This window comes from Streptomyces sp. NPDC059398, from assembly GCF_042751845.1.
Classification (GTDB): Bacteria; Actinomycetota; Actinomycetes; order Streptomycetales; family Streptomycetaceae; genus Streptomyces.
Genome location: NZ_JBHYWP010000091.1, coordinates 15,331 through 34,188, shown reverse-complemented (window position 1 = coordinate 34,188; position 18,858 = coordinate 15,331). Strand labels below are relative to the sequence as shown.

Sequence of the window (18,858 nt, the reverse complement as noted above, 5' to 3'; positions counted from 1 at the left end):
CCGCCGCCCGCCCCCCCCCCGGGCCACCCCACCCCCCGCGGGCGGTGGGGGGCGCGGCGCGGCGCGCGCCCCCCCCCCCCTCCACCCGTAAGATCTTTCAGACTTCGAGAGAGAATTTCACGATCATGGCGAACTACACCGCCGCTGACGTCAAGAAGCTCCGCGAGCTCACCGGCGCCGGCATGATGGACTGCAAGAAGGCGCTCGACGAGGCCGACGGCAGCGTCGACAAGGCCGTCGAGGCGCTCCGTATCAAGGGCCAGAAGGGCGTCGCCAAGCGCGAGGGCCGCTCCGCCGAGAACGGCGCCGTCGTCTCCCTCATCGCCGACGACAACACCTCCGGTGTCCTGGTCGAGCTGAAGTGCGAGACGGACTTCGTCGCCAAGGGTGACAAGTTCCAGGCCGTCGCCAACGCGCTCGCCGCTCACGTCGCCGCGACCTCCCCGGCCGACATCGCGACGCTCCTCGCGTCCGAGATCGAGGCCGGCAAGACCGTGCAGGCGTTCGTCGACGAGGCCAACGCCAACCTCGGCGAGAAGATCGTCCTGGACCGCTTCGCGCAGTTCTCCGGCGTCTACGTCACCTCGTACATGCACCGCACCATGCCCGACCTGCCCCCGCAGATCGGTGTCCTGGTCGAGCTGGACAAGGCCGACGCCGAGCTCGCCCGCGGCCTCGCGCAGCACATCGCCGCCTTCGCGCCGAAGTACCTGGACCGCGAGGACGTCCCGGCCGAGGTCGTGGAGGCCGAGCGCCGCGTCGCCGAGGAGACCACGCGCGCCGAGGGCAAGCCCGAGGCCGCCCTCCCGAAGATCGTCGAAGGCCGGGTCAACGGCTTCTTCAAGGAGGCCACGCTCCTGGGCCAGCCGTACGCGCTGGACAACAAGAAGTCCGTCCAGAAGGTTCTGGACGAGGCCGGTGTCACCCTGAAGCGCTTCTCGCGCATCAAGGTCGGCATCTGAGTCTGTACGCGATCCACCGAAGACCCCGATAGGGTCTGACGCAGCCGCCCGGGTCCGCGCCGGACGGCCGCAGATCTGACGAGGAGGCCATTGCCGCACAGGGAACCGCAAGGACCCCCGGCAATGGCCTTCTTCGTATGCGCACGAGGAGATCTCCATGGAACAGGCCGACAGGAACGCCGGCAAAGCCGACGACGGCAGTACCGGCGACGGCAAGAGGCACGGCCGCTTCATGCTGAAGCTGTCGGGTGAGGCCTTCGCCGGCGGCGGCGGCCTCGGCGTCGACCCCGACGTCGTGCACGCCATCGCCCGCGAGATCGCGGCGGTCGTCAGGGACGGCGCCGAGATCGCCGTCGTCATCGGCGGCGGCAACTTCTTCCGCGGCGCCGAACTCCAGCAGCGCGGCATGGACCGGGCACGCTCCGACTACATGGGCATGCTCGGTACGGTCATGAACTGCCTCGCCCTCCAGGACTTCCTGGAGAAGGAGGGCATCGACTCCCGCGTCCAGACCGCCATCACCATGGGGCAGGTCGCGGAGCCGTACATCCCGCTGCGCGCCGTCCGCCACCTGGAGAAGGGACGCGTCGTCATCTTCGGTGCGGGCATGGGCATGCCGTACTTCTCCACCGACACGACCGCGGCGCAGCGTGCCCTGGAGATCGACGCCGAGGCGCTGCTCATGGGCAAGAACGGGGTGGACGGGGTCTATGACTCCGACCCGAAGAAGAACCCCGACGCGGTGAAGTACGACGCGCTGGAGTACAGCGAGGTACTGAACCGCAACCTCAAGGTCGCCGACGCTACGGCCATCACCCTCTGCCGTGACAACAGCCTGCCGATCCTCGTCTTCGAGCTGCTGGCCTCGGGCAATATCGCGCGGGCCGTCAAGGGTGAGAAGATCGGGACTCTTGTGAACGACCAGGGCACCCGGGCCTGAGAACCGGGGACTGGCCGCTCAGGAGAGCCGAGGGGCCACGCGGTCACGAGGCCGAGAGGCCAACAGGACCGACAAGAACCTGCCGGTCGGACACCGGTCAGGGCAAGACGCGGGTTTACTCCAGGGCCTGAGAACGCGGGCCCACTCAAGACATGCAGGAGCAAGTGGTGATCGAAGAGACCCTCCTCGAGGCCGAGGAGAAGATGGAGAAGGCCGTCGTGGTCGCCAAGGAGGACTTCGCCGCGATCCGCACCGGCCGTGCGCACCCGGCGATGTTCAACAAGATCGTGGCGGAGTACTACGGCGCGCTGACCCCGATCAACCAGCTCGCCTCGTTCTCCGTGCCGGAGGCCCGGATGGCTGTGGTGACCCCGTTCGACAAGACCTCGCTGCGCAACATCGAGCAGGCGATCCGCGACTCGGACCTCGGCGTCAACCCGAGCAACGACGGCAATATCATCCGGGTGACGTTCCCCGAGCTGACCGGTGAGCGCCGCAAGGAGTACATCAAGGTCGCCCGGACCAAGGCCGAGGACTCCAAGATCTCGATCCGCTCCGTCCGCCGCAAGGCCAAGGAGACGATCGACAAGATGATCAAGGACGGCGAGGTCGGCGAGGACGAGGGCCGCCGTGCCGAGAAGGAGCTCGACGACACCACCGCGAAGTACGTCGCGCAGGTGGACGAGCTGCTCAAGCACAAGGAAGCCGAGCTGCTCGAGGTCTGATGAACGACTCTTCCTGGGGTGCCCCGCAGAGCGGCCACCCCGTCGGGGAATGGCGACCCGCCCCCGACCAGGGCGCTGTCCCGGCGGGTCCCGCGTACGGCGAGCATGAAGTTGAGCAGACTCGGCCCATGCCCATCGTGCCCGACGCAGGCGGAGAAGCCGAGGACGGCGGCCGTGGCCCCCACGGCCCCGCCGACCACTTCCGGGGGGCCGCTCGCCCGAGTGGCCCCCCGGTCCGTGACGAGATGCCGCAGGAGCCCATGCCAGCCCCGCCGCCTCCGCAGAAGAAGAAGGCCGGCCGCGATCTGCGTTCGGCGATAGGGGTCGGTCTCGGTCTCGGCGTGGTGGTGATCGCCTCCCTCTTCATCTGGAAGGCCGCCTTCGTCATCGTGATCGCCGTCGCGGTGGTCGTCGGCCTCTGGGAGCTCACCTCCCGGCTCGGTGAGCGCAAGGGCATCAAGGCGCCGCTGGTCCCGCTCGCGGTGGGCGGCGCCGCCATGGTCGTCGCCGGGTACGCGTGGGGCACCGAGGGCGCCTGGATCGCCATGGCGCTCACGGCGCTCGCCGTCCTGGTCTGGCGGATGGCCGAGGCGCCCGACGGCTACCTCAGGGATGTCACGGCCGGTGTGTTCGCCGCGTTCTACGTGCCGTTCCTCGCGACCTTCGTGGCGCTGCTGCTCACCGCCGACGACGGGCCGTGGCGGGTGCTGACGTTCCTGGTGCTGACCGTGGTCAGTGATACGGGTGCGTACGCGATCGGCTGGCGCTTCGGCAAGCACAAGCTCGCACCGCGCATCAGCCCGGGAAAGACCCGCGAGGGCCTGTTCGGAGCGGTCAGCTTCGCGATGGTGGCGGGCGCCCTCTGTATGCACTTCCTGATCGACGACGGGCAGTGGTGGCAGGGTCTGCTGCTCGGCCTCGCCGTCGCGGCCAGCGCCACCCTGGGCGACCTGGGCGAGTCCATGATCAAGAGGGATCTCGGGATCAAGGACATGGGCACACTGCTGCCCGGCCACGGCGGGATCATGGACCGGCTGGACTCCCTGCTCCCCACCGCGCCCGTCGTCTGGCTGCTGCTGGTGCTCTTCGTCGGGTCCTGAGACCGGAGAGCTACCCGTCCGACCTGCGTCTTCACCGGAGGGAGGGCCGTCGTCCACAGGGCGGCGGGCCCTCCCTCCGGTGTCTGCGACACTGGATGGACCATGCCTAAGCCCGGAGAACTCACTTTCGTCGCGCCCCGCGGAGCCAAGAAGCCCCCGCGCCACCTCGCCGACCTCACGCCAGCCGAGCGCAAGGACGCCGTGGCCGAGACCGGCGAGAAGCCGTTCCGTGCCAAGCAGCTGTCGCAGCACTACTTCGCGCGGTACGCCCACGACCCCGCCGAGTGGACCGACATCCCGGCCGCCTCGCGCGAGAAGCTGCGGGAGGCGCTGCTCCCCGACCTGATGAGCGTGGTGCGTCACATCAGCTGTGACAACGACACCACCCGTAAGACGCTCTGGAAGCTGCATGACGGCACGCTGGTCGAGTCGGTGCTGATGCGCTACCCGGACCGGGTCACGATGTGTATCTCCTCGCAGGCCGGCTGCGGTATGAACTGCCCCTTCTGCGCCACCGGCCAGGCCGGTCTCGACCGCAATCTCTCGACGGCCGAGATCGTGCACCAGATCGTCGACGGCATGCGCGCGCTGCGTGACGGCGAGGTGCCCGGCGGGCCCGCGCGGCTCTCCAACATCGTCTTCATGGGGATGGGCGAGCCCCTCGCCAACTACAAGCGGGTGGTCGGCTCGATCCGGCGGCTGACCGACCCCGAGCCGGACGGCCTCGGGCTGTCGCAGCGCGGGATCACCGTGTCCACGGTCGGCCTGGTGCCCGCGATGCTGCGCTTCGCCGACGAGGGCTTCAAGTGCCGCCTCGCGGTCTCGCTGCACGCCCCGGACGACGAGCTGCGCGACACCCTCGTCCCGGTGAACACCCGGTGGAAGGTCCGTGAGGTGCTGGACGCGGCGTGGGAGTACGCGGCGAAGTCCGGCCGCCGGGTCTCCATCGAGTACGCGCTCATCCGCGACATCAACGACCACGCCTGGCGCGGCGACCGGCTGGGACGGCTGCTCAAGGGGAAGCCGGTCCATGTCAATCTGATCCCGCTCAACCCGACACCGGGCTCCAAGTGGACCGCCTCCAGGCCGGAGGACGAGAAGGCGTTCGTCGCGGCCATCGCCGCCCACGGGGTTCCCGTGACCGTACGGGACACCCGCGGCCAGGAGATCGACGGAGCGTGCGGGCAGCTGGCGGCCGCCGAGCGGTAGCGCCCGGCCCGGTCACGGTCACCGCCCGGTCGCCGAGCGGTAGTGCCCGTGGCGCCGAGGGAGGGGCCGTGTAACGTGGGCGGCACATTTTCATATTCCGACAGGGGAGCGCCACAGCGCTGAGAGTGCGGCCACGCCGCAGACCCTCTGGACCTTGCCCGGGTCATTCCGGGTAGGAAGTTCGGTCACTACTCAAGCTGTTCAGCCCTGCCCGCTTCCCGTGGGCAGGGCCGCGTCTCTTCCTGGATGTCCCATCCCAGGAGGAATCAGTGAGCACCACCAAGCGGGCGCGTGAGTCCGGCAGAACGCCGAGCACCCGAAAGCCCGGCATCACCAGGCCGGCCGCGACCGCGCTGGCCGCCGCGCTGGGCGTCACGGCGCTCGCCGCCTGCGGGAGTTCCGGCGACTCCGGTTCGGACGCCGGGAGTTCGAAGGTCGTGACGCTCGTCAGCCATGACTCCTTCGCCGCGTCTCCCGCCGTACTCAAGGAGTTCACCAAGGAGACCGGCTACACCGTCCACGTCCTCAAGAGCGGGGACGCCGGTGCCGCGCTCAACCAGGAGATCCTGAGCAAGGGCTCCCCGCGCGGCGACGTCTTCTTCGGCGTCGACAACACCCTGCTGTCCCGGGCCCTGAGCAACGGCCTCTTCACGCCGTACCGGGCCAAGGGCCTGGACCAGGTCGAGCCCGCCGCCCAGCTCGACGCCGGAAAGCACCGGGTCACGCCCATCGACAGCGGCGACCTCTGCGTCAACTACGACAAGAAGTACTTCGCGGACCACGGCATCGCCCCGCCCCACAGCTTCGACGACCTGATCAAGCCCCAGTACAAGAACCTCCTCGTCACCGAGAACGTGGCCACCTCCTCACCCGGGCTCGGCTTCATGCTCGGCACGGTCGCCCGGTACGGCAACGACGGCTGGCAGGCGTACTGGAAGAAGCTCAAGGCCAACGGCGTCAAGGTCGACGACGGCTGGGAGCAGGCGTACAACAACGACTTCTCCGGCTCGGCCGGCGGCAGAAAGGCCAAGGGCGACCGGCCGCTCGTCGTCTCGTACGCGTCGAGCCCGCCCGCCGAGGTGCTGTACGCCAAGCCGCAGCCGAAGACCGCCCCGACCGGCGTGGCCACCGCCACCTGCTTCCGGCAGACCGAGTTCGCCGGGCTCCTCGACGGCGCGAGGAACGCGGCGGGCGGCAAGGCGCTGATCGACTTCCTCATCAGCAAAAAGTTCCAGGAGGACATGCCGCTCAACATGTTCGTTGACCCGGTGGTGAACGGGGCGAAGGAGCCCGCGGTCTTCACGCGGTTCGGCGCGAAGGTCGGCCACCCCGAGACGGTCGCACCGGGCACAATCGCCAAGAACCGTGATCAGTGGGTCAAGTCGTGGTCCTCGATCGTCCTGAAGTAGCCACCCCGCCGCACGCCGGGCCGTCCGCGCGGGGGACGGCCCGGCGCGGGACCGCGGTGCGGCTCGCGCTGATGGCCGTGCCCGCCGCCTTCTTCGCGGTCTTCTTCGCCTACCCGGTGGCAGCAATCGTCGGCCGGGGCCTCAGGGCGGGCGGCTCGTGGCAGCTGGGGCGGTTCGGTGAGGTCCTCGACCGGCCCGACATCCTGCACGTCCTGTGGTTCACCACCTGGCAGGCGTGCGCGTCGACCGGGCTGACGCTGCTGATCGCGCTCCCCGGCGCCTATGTCTTCGCCCGCTTCGACTTCCCCGGCAAGCAGCTGCTGCGCGCGGTGGCGACGGTGCCGTTCGTGCTGCCCACCGTCGTCGTCGGGACGGCCTTCCTCGCGCTGCTCGGCCGCGGCGGGTTGCTCGACCAGCTGTGGGGCGTACGCCTGGACACCACCGTCTGGGCGATCCTGCTCGCGCACGTCTTCTTCAACTACGCGGTGGTCGTACGGACCGTGGGCGGCCTCTGGTCGCAGCTCGACCCGCGCCAGGAGGAGGCCGCGCGGGTGCTCGGCGCCTCCCGGTTCGCCGCCTGGCGGCGGGTGACTCTGCCCGCACTGACGCCCGCCCTCGCGGCGGCCTCGCTGATGGTCTTCCTCTTCACCTTCACCTCCTTCGGTGTGGTGCAGATCCTCGGCGGACCCACCTTCTCCACGCTGGAGGTGGAGATCTACCGGGAGACCGCCGAACTGCTCGACCTGCCGACGGCCGCCGTGCTGACCCTGGTGCAGTTCGCCGCGGTCGGGGCGATCCTCGCGCTGCACGCCTGGACCGTGCGGCGCCGGGAGAGCGCGCTGAGCCTCGTCGACCCGGCGCTCACCTCGCGCCGTCCGGCGGGCACGGGCCAGTGGACGCTGGTCGGCGGGGTGCTCGCGGTGATCGCCGTACTGATCCTGCTGCCCCTGGGGGTACTGGTCGCGCGCTCGCTCGACGGGCCCGGGGGGTACGGCTTCGCTTTCTACCGGGCGCTCCAGTCGCAGGGGGCGAGCGGTGGAACGTTTCCGGTCCCGCCCCTCGAAGCGGTCTGGAACTCCGTGCGGTACGCCGTGGTCGCGACCGGGATCGCCCTGGTTGTCGGCGGACTCGCGGCCGCCGCGCTCACCCGGCGGGCCGGCCGGCTGGTACGCGGGTTCGACGCCCTGCTGATGCTTCCCCTCGGGGTCTCCGCGGTCACCGTCGGCTTCGGGTTTTTGATCACCCTCGACAGGCCGCCGCTCGATCTGCGCTCGTCCTGGCTCCTGGTGCCGCTCGCGCAGGCGCTGGTGGGGGTGCCCTTCGTCGTACGCACGATGCTGCCGGTGCTGCGCGCCGTGGACGGGCGGCTACGGGAGGCGGCTGCGGTGCTCGGGGCCTCGCCGCTGCGGGCCTGGCGCGAGGTGGACCTGCCGCTGGTGCGCAGGGCGCTGCTGGTCGCCGCCGGGTTCGCGTTCGCCGTCTCGCTGGGGGAGTTCGGGGCGACCGTCTTCATCGCGAGGCCCGACAACCCGACGCTCCCGGTCGCGGTGGCGCGGCTGCTCGGGCGGGCAGGTGAGCTCAACTACGGGCAGGCGATGGCCCTTTCCACGATCCTGATGCTGGTGTGCGCCGTATCGCTGCTGGTGCTCGAACGCGTCCGTACCGACCGCTCTGGAGAGTTCTGATGCTGCAACTGGACGGTGTGACGGTCCGCTTCGGGCAGCGGACGGCGCTGGACGCGGTGGACCTGTCGGTCGCCGAGCACGAGACGGTCTGTGTGCTCGGGCCGAGCGGGAGCGGCAAGTCGACGCTGCTGCGGGTGGTGGCGGGGCTGCAGCCCGCTTCCGCCGGGCGGGTGCTGCTCGACGGCGCCGAGCAGGGCGGGGTGCCGGCGCACCGGCGCGGAGTGGGTCTGATGTTCCAGGACCACCAGCTCTTCCCGCAGCGTGATGTGGCGGGCAATGTGGCCTTCGGGCTGCGGATGCGGTCCGTTCCCCGGGCCGAACAGGCGCACCGGGTCGAGGAGTTGCTGGAGCTGGTCGGGCTGCCCGGTGCGGGGCGGCGCGCGGTGGGCGCGCTCTCCGGCGGCGAGCAGCAGCGCGTCGCGCTCGCCCGCGCGCTGGCCCCGCGCCCGAAACTGCTGATGCTCGACGAGCCGCTCGGCCAGCTCGACCGCAGTCTGCGCGAACGTCTCGTCGTCGAACTGCGCGCTCTCTTCGGCCGGTTGGGTACGACGGTGCTCGCCGTCACCCACGACCAGGGTGAGGCGTTCGCGCTGGCCGACCGGGTCGTGGTGATGCGGGACGGGCGGATCGCCCAGACCGGGACCCCGCTGGAGGTCTGGCAGCGGCCGGCCTCGGAGTTCGTGGCACGGTTCCTCGGCTTCGACAACGTGGTGCCCGCGACGGTCACCGGCCGGGCTGCCGACACCCCCTGGGGCAGGATCCCGGTGCCGGACGGCTCGGCGCAGGGGGAGGGCCTGCTGCTGGTGCGGCCCGCGGGGGTGCGGCTCGCGGCGCCGCAGGAGGGGCTGCGCTGCACGGTGGAGGCGCGCACGTTCCGGGGCAGTCATGTGGCCGTACGGCTGCGCCCGGAGCACGGGCCGCAACTGGAGGCCGAGTGTCCGCTGCTGACGGCGCCGGACGCGGGCGAGGCGGTGGGGGCGGTCTTCCAGGAGGCCGATGTGGTGCTGCTGACCGCGGAGGAGTGAGGGCGGCCCCCGGAGCCCGGCCCGGGTCCGTCAGAAGCCCATCCGGGCCAGTGCGTCGGGCGCCTCGTCGACCGTGTCGACCAGGGCGATACGTGACTCCATCGGCCGGCCCTTGGCCAGCGCCCTGAGCAGCGGCCAGGCAGGCAGGTCCTCGGTCCAGTGGGCGCGGTCCACCAGGACCATCGGGGCCGGTCCGCCGTGCGAGCCGTAGTAGTTCGGGGTCGCGTTGTCGAAGATCTCCTGGACGGTCCCGGCGGCACCGGGCAGGAAGACCACGCCCGCGGTCGAGCGGGCCAGCAGCCCGTCCTCGCGGGTGGCGTTGGCGAAGTACTTGGCGATGTGCCCGGCGAAGGCGTTCGGCGGCTCATGGCCGTAGAACCAGGTGGGGATACCGACGGAGTCCCCGCCGTCCGGCCAGCGTCCGCGCACCTCGAAGGCCGCGTCCGCCCAGTCGGAGACGGACGGGTCGAACGACGGTGTCTTGCCGAGGAGTTCGAGCGCCTCGTCCAGCATCCCGTCGCGGAAGGGCGCCGCGTACGCACCGAGGTTGGCGGCCTCCATGGCGCCGGGCCCGCCCCCGGTGGCGACGGTCAGACCGGAGCGGGCGAGCGTACGGCCCAGCCGCGCCGCCCCCGCGTACCCGGCCGTGCCGCGGGCCATGGCGTGACCGCCCATGACGCCCACCACCCGTGCGCCGTCGAGGTGTTCGTCCAGCGCGTCCGACATTGCGTCGTCATGGAGGGAGCGCAGCATCGAGGCGAATATGTCGCCGTCGTTCCCGGTCCGCCGGAACCAGGCGTACGCGCGGGCGTCCGGGGTGGCGTCGTAACCGCCGTCGTCCAGGCCCGCGAACAGCTCGTCCGCCGAGTACAGCAGCCCGCGGTACGGGGCGAAGGGCAGACCGGGGACGGTCGGGAAGACGAGTGCGCCGGCCGCGCCCACCGCGGATTCGGCCTCGGGCGCCATAGGGCAGCCGAGGAAGACCGCGCCCGCCGTGTCCGCGGTGAGCAGTGTCTCCGTACGGCCCGTCAGGTCGACGGCCTGAACGCGGTAACCGCCGAGCGGCCCCCGGGCAGCGGCCCGGTGGAACGCGTCCAGGGTCTCGATCTCGCGGTCACGCTCAGGTGTGGTGGGCATCCGGTCATCGTAGGGGTGCGGCCCTCTCACCCGGACAGGGGTGTCGCGGCGAGCACCGCGACACCCCAGGTCACCGGGGCGAACGCCACCAGCAGGGCGGCCACGCGCAGCACGGCGGCCGACCGTGCCAGCCCCGCGGGGGCGAAGCCGCGCACCAGCGCGGCGGTCGTCGCCGCGCGGTCCTGACGGGCCTCGACCGTGACGCTGAGCAGCGTGGCCGCCGAGCAGGCCACCACGAGCGAGGCGGCCAGCAGGGGCAGCGGACCGGCGAACCGGGAGCCCGCGCCGTGCAGTGAGACGGCGACGGCCCCCGATGCCACCGCGCAGCACACCCCGAGCGGCCGGCCGATCCGGGCCGAATCGGCCTGGAGCACCCGGCCCGCGAGGAGGCGTACGGCCCCGGGCCGTACGGACTGCAGAACCCGCCCGCACAGATGGGCCAGCGCGGGAGCCGTGACGGCCAGCCCCAGCGCGGTCAGGGACCAGCCGGCCGCCACTACCGCGTGGCCGCTGCCGAAGCGGCCAGGGACCGGCAGCGCCGCACCGCCGGACCTGGCCCTTCCGTACGCCTCGGCCGCCAGGCCCGCCAGGATCAGCAGGGTCCCCCCGGTGAGCCCCCGCGGGCCTGAGCCCTCGGGCACCGGCCTGCGCCGCCGCACCGCGCAGGCGCTGCTCACCGCGGCGGCGACCGGGACCGCGGCCAGCAGGAGCAGAGCCGCGGGCAGCGGAAGCGGGCCGCCTGCCCCCGGCACCCGGGGGGCGGCTCCGTGGAACCGCACCTCACCGGCGCCGTGCCGCAGATGTGAGAAGAGGAGCAGCGCCACCGCGCTGCCCAGTGCGCAGGTCAGCGCTGCCGACACCGCGGACAGGACGGCGCGCCCGGCCGTCCCGAGCCCGGCGGCCGCTGCCCCGCGACTCGGGCGGATGCCCGGATCGGTACGGGCCACCGCCGCCGCGAGACGCACCGTCGCCGCCAGCGGGACCAGGCACCCCAGCAGCCGCAGCCCCGCTCCGGCCGTGCGCGCCGGGTGCCCCACCGCGTAACCGAGCGCACAGAGCAGCAGCAGCCCCACACCGGCCGACGCCACGGCGACCAGCAGTCTGCGCAGCAGGATGAGGGGTCCGGAACCGCGGGCTAGACGGAGAGCGAGCACGCGGAGCGCCCCTCGTCGCCGATGGCACCCGGGCCGTCGAGTGAGGCGGTGAGCCGGCCGTCCCTGAGCATGACCGTGCGGTCGGCGCAGGCGGCGACCTCGGGGTCATGGGTGGCGAGCACGACGGTGATCCCGTGCGAACGGGCCGCCGCGACGAGCGTGCGCAGCAGCCGGATGCCCTCCGCTCCCCGCAGCACGGCCGTGGGCTCGTCGGCGAAGAGCACCGCGGGCCCGGCCGCCAGCGCGCGGGCGACGGCGACCCGCTGGCGCTGCACCTGGAGCAGGGCGTGCGGGCGCTTGCCGGTGTACGCGCCCAGGTCGAGCCGCTCCAGCCACTGGACAGCCGTGTGCTTGGCGGCGCGGTGCGGAGCACCGGTCAGCAGCAGCGGCAGGGCCGTGTTCTCCCAGGCCGTCAGTTCGGGTACGAGCAGGGGCTCGGGGTCGATCCAGCTGAACCGGGAGACCCGCAGCCGCTCGCGTGCCACCCGGCCCAGGGTGTGCACGGGGCTGCTGTTGAACCACACCTCGCCCTGCTGGGGAACGAGCTGGCCCGACAGGCAGCGCAGCAGCGTGGTCTTGCCGCTGCCGCGCGGGCCGAGCACCGCGAGGATCTCCGCGTCGCGCACGCCGAGCGAGACACCGGCGAGCGCGGGCGAGCCGCTGTGGGAGTAGTGCGCGGAGCGCGCCCAGAGCACGTCGTTGTCCGGTGGGGCCACCATGGCGAGCACACCTCGGTTCGGTTCCGATGGGTCACTGGGCACCGTAGGGACTCGGGACCTTGGTGCGCGGACAGCACGCGGCCCGGCCGCACCCGTGTCCACTCGTACGGGTGCGGCCGGGCCGCGTCGCTGCTGGGCAGGGGTGCGGTCAGATCTTGGCCCAGGCCTCGGTGAGGACCCCGCGCAGGATCGACTCGATCTCGTCGAACGTCGACTGGTCGGAGATCAGCGGCGGCGCGAGCTGGACGACCGGGTCGCCGCGGTCGTCGGCCCGGCAGTACAGACCGGCCTCGAAGAGGCCCTTGGAGACCGCGTTGTAGAGGATGCGCTCGGTCTCGTCCTCGTTGAAGGTCTCCTTGGTCGCCTTGTCCTTGACCAGTTCGATGCCGTAGAAGAAGCCGTTGCCCCGGACATCGCCGACGATCGGCAGGTCGGTCAGCTTCCGCAGCGTCGAGTAGAAGGCGCCCTCGTTGTCGAGGACGTGCTGGTTGAGGCCCTCGCGCTCGAAGATGTCGAGGTTGGCGATGCCGACAGCGGCGGAGACCGGGTGGCCGCCGAAGGTGTAGCCGTGCAGGAAGGTGTTGCCGTCGCGGTAGAACGGCTCGGCCAGCCGGTCGGAGACGATGCAGGCGCCTATCGGGGAGTAGCCCGACGTCATGCCCTTGGCGCAGGTGATCATGTCCGGCACGTAGTCGAACTTGTCGCACGCGAACATCGTGCCGAGTCGGCCGAAGGCGCAGATGACCTCGTCCGAGACGAGCAGCACGTTGTACTTGTCGCAGATCTCGCGCACGCGCTGGAAGTAGCCGGGCGGCGGCGGGAAGCAGCCGCCGGCGTTCTGCACCGGCTCCAGGAAGACGGCGGCGACCGTCTCGGGGCCCTCGAAGAGGATCTCCTGCTCGATCTGGTCGGCGGCCCAGCGGCCGAAGGCCTCCGGGTCGTCGCCGTGGATCGGGGCGCGGTAGATGTTGGTGTTGGGGACCTTGTGCGCACCGGGCACCAGCGGCTCGAAGGGGGCCTTGAGGCCCGGAAGGCCGGTGATGGACAGGGCACCGGCCGGGGTGCCGTGGTAGGCCACCGCGCGGGAGATGACCTTGTACTTCTGGTGGTTGCCGGTGAGCTTGTGGTACTGCTTCGCCAGCTTCCAGGCGGTCTCGACGGCCTCGCCGCCGCCCGTGGTGAAGAAGACCTTGTTGAGGTCGCCGGGCGCGTAGTTCGCGAGCCGCTCGGCCAGCTCGACGGCCTTCGGGTGGGCGTACGACCAGATCGGGAAGAAGGCCAGCTCCTGGGCCTGCTTGTAGGCGGTCTCGGCCAGCTCGTGGCGGCCGTGGCCGGCGTTGACCACGAACAGGCCGGAGAGACCGTCGAGGTAGCGCTTGCCCTTGTCGTCGTAGATGTAGGTGCCCTCGCCACGCACGATGGTGGGAACGGGCGCGTTCTCGTACGACGACATGTCCGTGAAGTGCATCCACAGGTGGTCGTACGCGGTCTGGCTCAGGTCCTTGGTCATGACTATCGGGTGCCCCACTGGTAGGTCTGTTTCTTCAGCTTGAGGTAGACGAAGCTCTCGGTCGCCCGCACCCCCGGAAGCGCGCGGATCCGTTTGTTGATCAGGTCGAGCAGGTGGTCGTCGTCCTCGCAGACGACCTCCACCATCAGGTCGAAGGAGCCCGCGGTCATCACCACGTAGTCGACCTCGTTCATGGTGGCCAGCGCGTCGGCGACCGGGTCGAGATCGCCCTCGACCGTGATGCCGACCATGGCCTGGCGCCGGAACCCCACGGTGAGCGGGTCGGTGACGGCGACGATCTGCATGACGCCCTGGTCCTGGAGTTTCTGCACCCGCTGGCGGACGGCCGCCTCGGAGAGGCCGACGGCCTTCCCGATAGCGGCGTACGGCCGCCTGCCGTCCTGCTGGAGCTGTTCGATGATCGCCAGGGAGACGGCGTCGATCGGGGGGGTGCCGTTCCCGTTTCTGGAATCTGCGCTGCGACTGGCCACGCCCACACTGTGCATGAGGTCTCGCCCGTCATGCAAGCCCGGAGCGATGTAATTCGTTGTCGAAAGCTATTTTGGGAACTGAATCCGAAGTTCCGGGTGGCTGGGTATGTCGAAAGCGTCGGCTTTGCGATTAGGGTGGTGTCTCACCCATCGGGACATCCGCCGGGCATCACCGGGCACCGTCCGTCGGGACATATCCATCGGGCATCGGAGAGGGAGAACCACTGTGACCACCGAGCTGCGCCGGCTGCGTAACTACATCAACGGGGAGTTCAGGGACGCCGCTGACGGCCGGACCATCGACGTGGTCAACCCGGCCACGGGCGAGGCGTACGCGACATCGCCGCTCTCCGGGGAGGCCGACGTCGACGCCGCCATGGAGGCCGCGGCCGCGGCGTTCCCCGCGTGGCGCGACGCGACGCCGTCCGAACGCCAGCGCGTGCTGCTGAAGATCGCCGACGCCTTCGAGGAGCGGGCCGAGGACCTGATCGCGGCCGAGAGCGAGAACACCGGCAAGCCCCTCGGGCTGACCCGTACCGAGGAAATCCCGCCGATGGTGGACCAGATCCGCTTCTTCGCGGGCGCCGCACGGCTCCTGGAGGGACGCTCGGCCGGTGAGTACATGGAGGGGCTGACCTCCATCGTGCGCCGCGAGCCGGTCGGTGTCTGCGCCCAGGTCGCGCCGTGGAACTACCCGATGATGATGGCCGTCTGGAAGTTCGCCCCGGCGCTCGCCGCGGGCAACACCGTCGTCCTCAAGCCCTCCGACACCACGCCCGCCTCCACGGTCCTGATGGCCGAGATCATCGGGGCCGTCGCACCCAAGGGCGTCTTCAACGTCGTCTGCGGCGACCGCGACACCGGCCGGGCGATGGTCGAGCACAAGGTGCCGGCGATGGCGTCCATCACCGGATCCGTACGGGCCGGGATGCAGGTCGCCGAGTCCGCGGCCAAGGACATCAAGCGGGTCCATCTGGAGCTGGGCGGCAAGGCCCCCGTCGTCGTCTTCGAGGACGCGGACATCGCGAAGGCCGTCGAGGACATCTCGGTCGCCGGGTACTTCAACGCCGGGCAGGACTGTACGGCGGCGACCCGGGTGCTGGTCCACGCCTCGGTCCACGACGAGTTCGTGACGGCGCTCGCCAAGGCGGCCGACGACACGAAGACCGGGCAGCCGGACGACGAGGACGTGCTGTACGGGCCGCTCAACAACGCCAACCAGCTGGCCCAGGTCAGCGGCTTCATCGACCGGCTCCCAGCACACGCCAAGGTCGAGGCGGGCGGCCACCGGGTCGGCGACCGGGGGTACTTCTACGCCCCGACCGTCGTGTCCGGCCTCAAGCAGGACGACGAGATCATCCAGCAGGAGGTCTTCGGACCGGTCATCACCGTCCAGCCCTTCCAGGACGAGGCGGAGGCCCTCGCGCACGCCAACGGCGTGGAGTACGCGCTGGCTTCGTCGGTGTGGACCAAGGACCACGCCCGTGCCATGCGGATGTCCAAGAACCTCGACTTCGGCTGTGTGTGGATCAACACCCACATCCCGCTCGTCGCCGAGATGCCGCACGGCGGATTCAAGAAGTCCGGCTACGGCAAGGACCTCTCGGCCTACGGCTTCGAGGACTACACGCGGGTCAAGCACGTGATGACCTCGCTGGACGGCTGAACACCCGGGCGCCCGGCGCCCGTTCAGGCCGCTTGCTCCGGCAGCTGCCCGCCGCCGCACCACTGCTGTTCGGCCGCTGGTCCACCGCTGTTCCGCCGCCCCCGTACGGTCCGCCGTACGGGGGCGGCGCACGTCCGGGCACCCCGTGGACGCCAGGCCCCGACAAGGTGTCGCGGCCGGGGCCGGTGCTCCGTACGCAGCGTCCATTGCCCGCCGCCGCCCGCGGAGGTGAGGGTGGGCGCATGGCAGATCTTGGTGTTTCCCGGCGCTCCCTCCTCCGTGGTTCCGGCGCGGTGGGCGCGCTGGCCGCGCTCACCGGATGCGGGGTCCCCGCGGCGTATGTGAAGCCGGGGGAGCGGGCGGGGCGCGACAGGTCGGCGCAGGACAGCAGCCTGGTCTTCGCCAACTGGCCGCTCTACATCGACACCGACGACCACAACCCCTCGAAGCGGCCCACGCTCGACACCTTCCAGAAGCGGTCCGGGATCAAGGTCAAGTACACCGAGGAGATCAACGACAACGACGAGTTCTTCGGGAAGATCAGCCCCGCGCTGATGAACCACCAGGAGACCGGCCGGGACCTGATCGTCATCAGCGACTGGATGGCCGCCCGGTTCGTCCGGCTCGGCTGGGTCGAGGAGATGGACCGGGCCAAGCAGCCCAACGTCGCCCGCTACCTGGACCCGCAGCTCCGCTCGCCCGCCTTCGACAAGGGGCGCAAGCAGAGCGTCCCCTGGCAGTCCGGGATCACCGGTATCGCGTACAACCGGCGCAAGGTCGGCCACGAGATCAAGCACCTGAGTGATCTCTGGGCCCCCGACCTGCGCGGCAAGGTGACCCTGCTCTCCGGTCTCGACGAGGCGTTCGCCCTGCTCATGCAGGGCAACGGCACCGACATCACCCGCTGGACCGCCAAGGACTTCGACGCCATGTGCGACCAGGTCGAGAAGCTCGTACGGGAGAAGCAGATCCGCCGCTTCACCGGCAACGACTACATCAAGGACCTGTCCACCGGCGATGTGCTCGCCTGCCAGGCGTACTCCGGTGATGTGATCCAGCTCCAGGCCGACAGCCCGGACATCGAGTTCGTCGTGCCCGAGGAGGGCGGCGAGCTGTGGGCCGAGTCGATGATGATCCCCAACCTCGCCCGCCACAAGGCCAACGCGGAGAAGCTGATCGACTACTACTACGAGCCCGCGGTGGCGGCGAAGCTGGCGGCCTGGGTCAACTACGTCTGCCCGGTGCCCGCCGCACGCGAGGTGCTTGCCTCGTCGAAGGAGAAGGAACTGGCGGACCTCGCCGATGACCCGCTGATCTTCCCCGACGACCGGATGCGCCGGCGCCTCGCCATCGCCCGCGACATCACATCGGCGGAACGGGTCGAGTACGCGAAGCGCTGGAACCGGATCGTGGGGCTGTAGGCGGGGCCGCGGTGGGTCGCGACCAGGGTCCCCGGCCGGCCGGCCGGTCGGCTCGGTCACGGCCGTCGGGTGGCCGGGCTGTCGTCACGGCAGTTCCGGGCGTCGTGCCGGGGTGGTGGCGACCGCGGTGTCCGGAAGCGGGTCGTGCCAGGGGCGGTCTTGACCGCATGGACGGAGGCCACCCACAATGCGCGCATGACCCTGCACTCGCTGACCACCGTCGCCCTGCGGATGACGGAGCCTCGCGGCGAGTGTGCTCCGCGGTCCGCCACCTGTCTGTGCCGCCGCGGCCGTATCGGCTCGCCGCCCGGACGGGACGGCGTTCACTCGCGCTGAGCGGTCGTCAGCCGCTCGGCCACTTCCCGGAATGAAGCCGGGACCGGAACGCCGGTGTTGTCTCTCCCCGGTCTCTCGCGATCCGTGGACGACCCGCCCTGCCCCGCACCGGCAGGCACCCGGTGCGAACGCCCATGAGCCACCTCGTCGCCCGCCGCCCTCACCGCACCGCACCGCCAGAAGCCTCGGCCCAGAAGCCCTCGGCCGTTGTCGCGGGCCCCGCCGTTTCTCCGGGTACCCGGGACCCGCTCGCCGGGGCCCCTGGCGGTTCGCCTTCCCGCAAGGAGGAACCGTATGACCACCACCATCCCCCAAGTGACCGCCGGGCCCGGCGCCGCCACGACCACCGGCCGGCCCGCCGCCACCCCGCCTGTCCTGCGTGAGGCACGCATCCCGCAGGACGGCCTGTACGAGGGGGACCGCGTCCTGGAACGGCTGCCGGCCGGCGCGACGGCGCACCCGTACACCCTCTTCGACGTCGTCCCGCAGGCCCGCACGATCGGCGCCGAGATCCACGGAGTGGACCTCTCGCAGCCGCTGGAGCCCGCGCTGCGCGAAGAGTTGAACCGTGCCCTGCTGGAGTGGAAGGTGCTCTTCTTCCGAGGCCAGGACCTCACGTCGGCCGCCCAGCGCGATTTCGCACGCAACTGGGGCGAGCTTGAGGTCAACCCGCTGCTGGCCAGGGGAGACAGCGAAGACGTCGTGCGCTTCGACAAGGCGGCGGGCGCACCGAGGACCTTCGAGAACGTGTGGCACACGGATGTCACCTTCCGTGAACGCCCGGCGCTCGGTGCCGTCCTGCAACTGCGCGAGGTGCCTCCGCTGGGGGGAGACACCCTGTGGGCCGACATGGCTGCCGCGTACGACAACCTGCCGCAGGAGGTGAAGGACCGCATCGACGGGGCGAGCGCCGTCCACGACTTCATCCCCGGCTTCGCACGCTTCTACCGGCCCGAGCAGCTCGCCCCCCACCAGGAAGCGTTCCCGCCGGTCGAGCACCCGGTCGTGCGCACGCACCCGGAGTCGGGACGGCGGATGCTCTTCGTCAACACCTCATTTACGACCCGGATCGTCGGTTTCGACCGGGCGGAGAGCGACCGTCTGCTGCGCTTCCTGTTCCAGCAGGCGCATATACCCGAGTACCAGGTGCGCTTCCGCTGGCAGCCGGGCGACATAGCCTTCTGGGACAACCGGGCCACCCAGCACTACGCCGTGAACGACTACGCCTCGCACCGGCGGGTCGCCGAGCGGGTCGCCATCGCGGGAGACCGCCCGTTCTGAGCGGACGGCTGCTGCCGGGGGGGGGGGCGGCCCCGCGCCCCCCCCCCCCGGGGGGGGTAGACCCCCAGGGCGGGCCCCCGTAGGGAGA

Annotated in this window: 16 protein-coding genes and 1 riboswitch; of the genes, 11 read left to right on the top strand and 5 right to left on the bottom strand. The window is 70.9% G+C overall.

The window, feature by feature from the left end; all coding sequences use genetic code 11:
- Positions 1 to 125: 125 nt before the first annotated feature.
- The 8 genes from tsf to ACFXBC_RS27045 all read left to right on the top strand — a co-directional run bounded on the left by tsf (position 126) and on the right by ACFXBC_RS27045 (position 9,055).
- Positions 126 to 962, top strand: coding sequence for a translation elongation factor Ts (tsf, locus tag ACFXBC_RS27080; RefSeq protein WP_385029745.1), 837 nt, complete (start codon positions 126 to 128; stop codon positions 960 to 962).
- Positions 963 to 1,119: 157 nt separating this feature from the next.
- Complete coding sequence (gene pyrH / locus ACFXBC_RS27075; protein WP_385029742.1) at positions 1,120 to 1,902, top strand: UMP kinase; 783 nt, start codon at positions 1,120 to 1,122, stop codon at positions 1,900 to 1,902.
- Between the two features lie 167 nt (positions 1,903 to 2,069).
- Complete coding sequence (gene frr / locus ACFXBC_RS27070; RefSeq protein ID WP_164266826.1) at positions 2,070 to 2,627, top strand: ribosome recycling factor; 558 nt, start codon at positions 2,070 to 2,072, stop codon at positions 2,625 to 2,627.
- The gene (locus ACFXBC_RS27065; RefSeq protein ID WP_385029739.1) at positions 2,627 to 3,727 is read left to right on the top strand and encodes a phosphatidate cytidylyltransferase; all 1,101 of its coding nucleotides are present in this window, start codon (positions 2,627 to 2,629) and stop codon (positions 3,725 to 3,727) included. The genes frr and ACFXBC_RS27065 overlap by 1 nt, the downstream gene beginning before the upstream one ends.
- 102 nt (positions 3,728 to 3,829) lie before the next feature.
- On the top strand, positions 3,830 to 4,936 hold the full coding sequence (gene rlmN / locus ACFXBC_RS27060; RefSeq protein ID WP_385029736.1) for a 23S rRNA (adenine(2503)-C(2))-methyltransferase RlmN: 1,107 nt from the start codon (positions 3,830 to 3,832) through the stop codon (positions 4,934 to 4,936).
- A gap of 92 nt (positions 4,937 to 5,028) precedes the next feature.
- Positions 5,029 to 5,133, top strand: a riboswitch (TPP riboswitch).
- Between the two features lie 132 nt (positions 5,134 to 5,265).
- Positions 5,266 to 6,345: a thiamine ABC transporter substrate binding subunit gene (locus ACFXBC_RS27055; RefSeq protein WP_385029754.1), complete on the top strand. Its 1,080-nt coding sequence runs from the start codon at positions 5,266 to 5,268 to the stop codon at positions 6,343 to 6,345.
- A gap of 71 nt (positions 6,346 to 6,416) precedes the next feature.
- The gene (locus ACFXBC_RS27050) at positions 6,417 to 8,030 is read left to right on the top strand and encodes an ABC transporter permease (protein WP_385029751.1); all 1,614 of its coding nucleotides are present in this window, start codon (positions 6,417 to 6,419) and stop codon (positions 8,028 to 8,030) included.
- Positions 8,030 to 9,055 (top strand): ABC transporter ATP-binding protein, encoded by a 1,026-nt coding sequence (locus ACFXBC_RS27045; RefSeq protein WP_385029733.1) that lies wholly within the window; start codon positions 8,030 to 8,032, stop codon positions 9,053 to 9,055. Before ACFXBC_RS27050 ends, ACFXBC_RS27045 begins: the two co-directional genes overlap by 1 nt.
- A 30-nt stretch (positions 9,056 to 9,085) precedes the next feature.
- Here the strand turns inward: ACFXBC_RS27045 and ACFXBC_RS27040 are convergent, their stop codons facing one another.
- From ACFXBC_RS27040 to ACFXBC_RS27020, 5 genes are all read right to left on the bottom strand, one after another.
- Positions 9,086 to 10,192 carry an LOG family protein gene (locus ACFXBC_RS27040; protein WP_385029730.1) on the bottom strand — a complete coding sequence of 369 codons (1,107 nt, stop codon included), beginning with the start codon at positions 10,190 to 10,192 and terminating at the stop codon, positions 9,086 to 9,088.
- Positions 10,193 to 10,218: 26 nt separating this feature from the next.
- Positions 10,219 to 11,346 carry a hypothetical protein gene (locus ACFXBC_RS27035; protein WP_385029727.1) on the bottom strand — a complete coding sequence of 376 codons (1,128 nt, stop codon included), beginning with the start codon at positions 11,344 to 11,346 and terminating at the stop codon, positions 10,219 to 10,221.
- A complete protein-coding gene (locus ACFXBC_RS27030) occupies positions 11,328 to 12,065 on the bottom strand; it encodes an ABC transporter ATP-binding protein (protein WP_385029724.1) in 738 nt (245 codons plus the stop codon). Before ACFXBC_RS27030 ends, ACFXBC_RS27035 begins: the two co-directional genes overlap by 19 nt.
- Positions 12,066 to 12,213: 148 nt before the next feature.
- Positions 12,214 to 13,575 carry an aspartate aminotransferase family protein gene (locus ACFXBC_RS27025; RefSeq protein WP_385029721.1) on the bottom strand — a complete coding sequence of 454 codons (1,362 nt, stop codon included), beginning with the start codon at positions 13,573 to 13,575 and terminating at the stop codon, positions 12,214 to 12,216.
- Between the two features lie 2 nt (positions 13,576 to 13,577).
- Positions 13,578 to 14,081 (bottom strand): Lrp/AsnC family transcriptional regulator, encoded by a 504-nt coding sequence (locus ACFXBC_RS27020; RefSeq protein ID WP_385029718.1) that lies wholly within the window; start codon positions 14,079 to 14,081, stop codon positions 13,578 to 13,580.
- 211 nt (positions 14,082 to 14,292) lie between these two features.
- On the opposite strand from ACFXBC_RS27020, the gene ACFXBC_RS27015 reads away from it, so the two are divergent.
- The 3 genes from ACFXBC_RS27015 (at position 14,293) to ACFXBC_RS27005 (ending at position 18,770) form a co-directional block, all read left to right on the top strand.
- Positions 14,293 to 15,732 (top strand): gamma-aminobutyraldehyde dehydrogenase, encoded by a 1,440-nt coding sequence (locus tag ACFXBC_RS27015; protein WP_385029715.1) that lies wholly within the window; start codon positions 14,293 to 14,295, stop codon positions 15,730 to 15,732.
- 242 nt (positions 15,733 to 15,974) lie between these two features.
- On the top strand, positions 15,975 to 17,153 hold the full coding sequence (locus tag ACFXBC_RS27010; RefSeq protein ID WP_385029712.1) for a PotD/PotF family extracellular solute-binding protein: 1,179 nt from the start codon (positions 15,975 to 15,977) through the stop codon (positions 17,151 to 17,153).
- 630 nt (positions 17,154 to 17,783) lie between these two features.
- On the top strand, positions 17,784 to 18,770 hold the full coding sequence (locus tag ACFXBC_RS27005) for a TauD/TfdA dioxygenase family protein (RefSeq protein WP_385029709.1): 987 nt from the start codon (positions 17,784 to 17,786) through the stop codon (positions 18,768 to 18,770).
- The last annotated feature ends 88 nt before the right edge of the window (positions 18,771 to 18,858 follow it).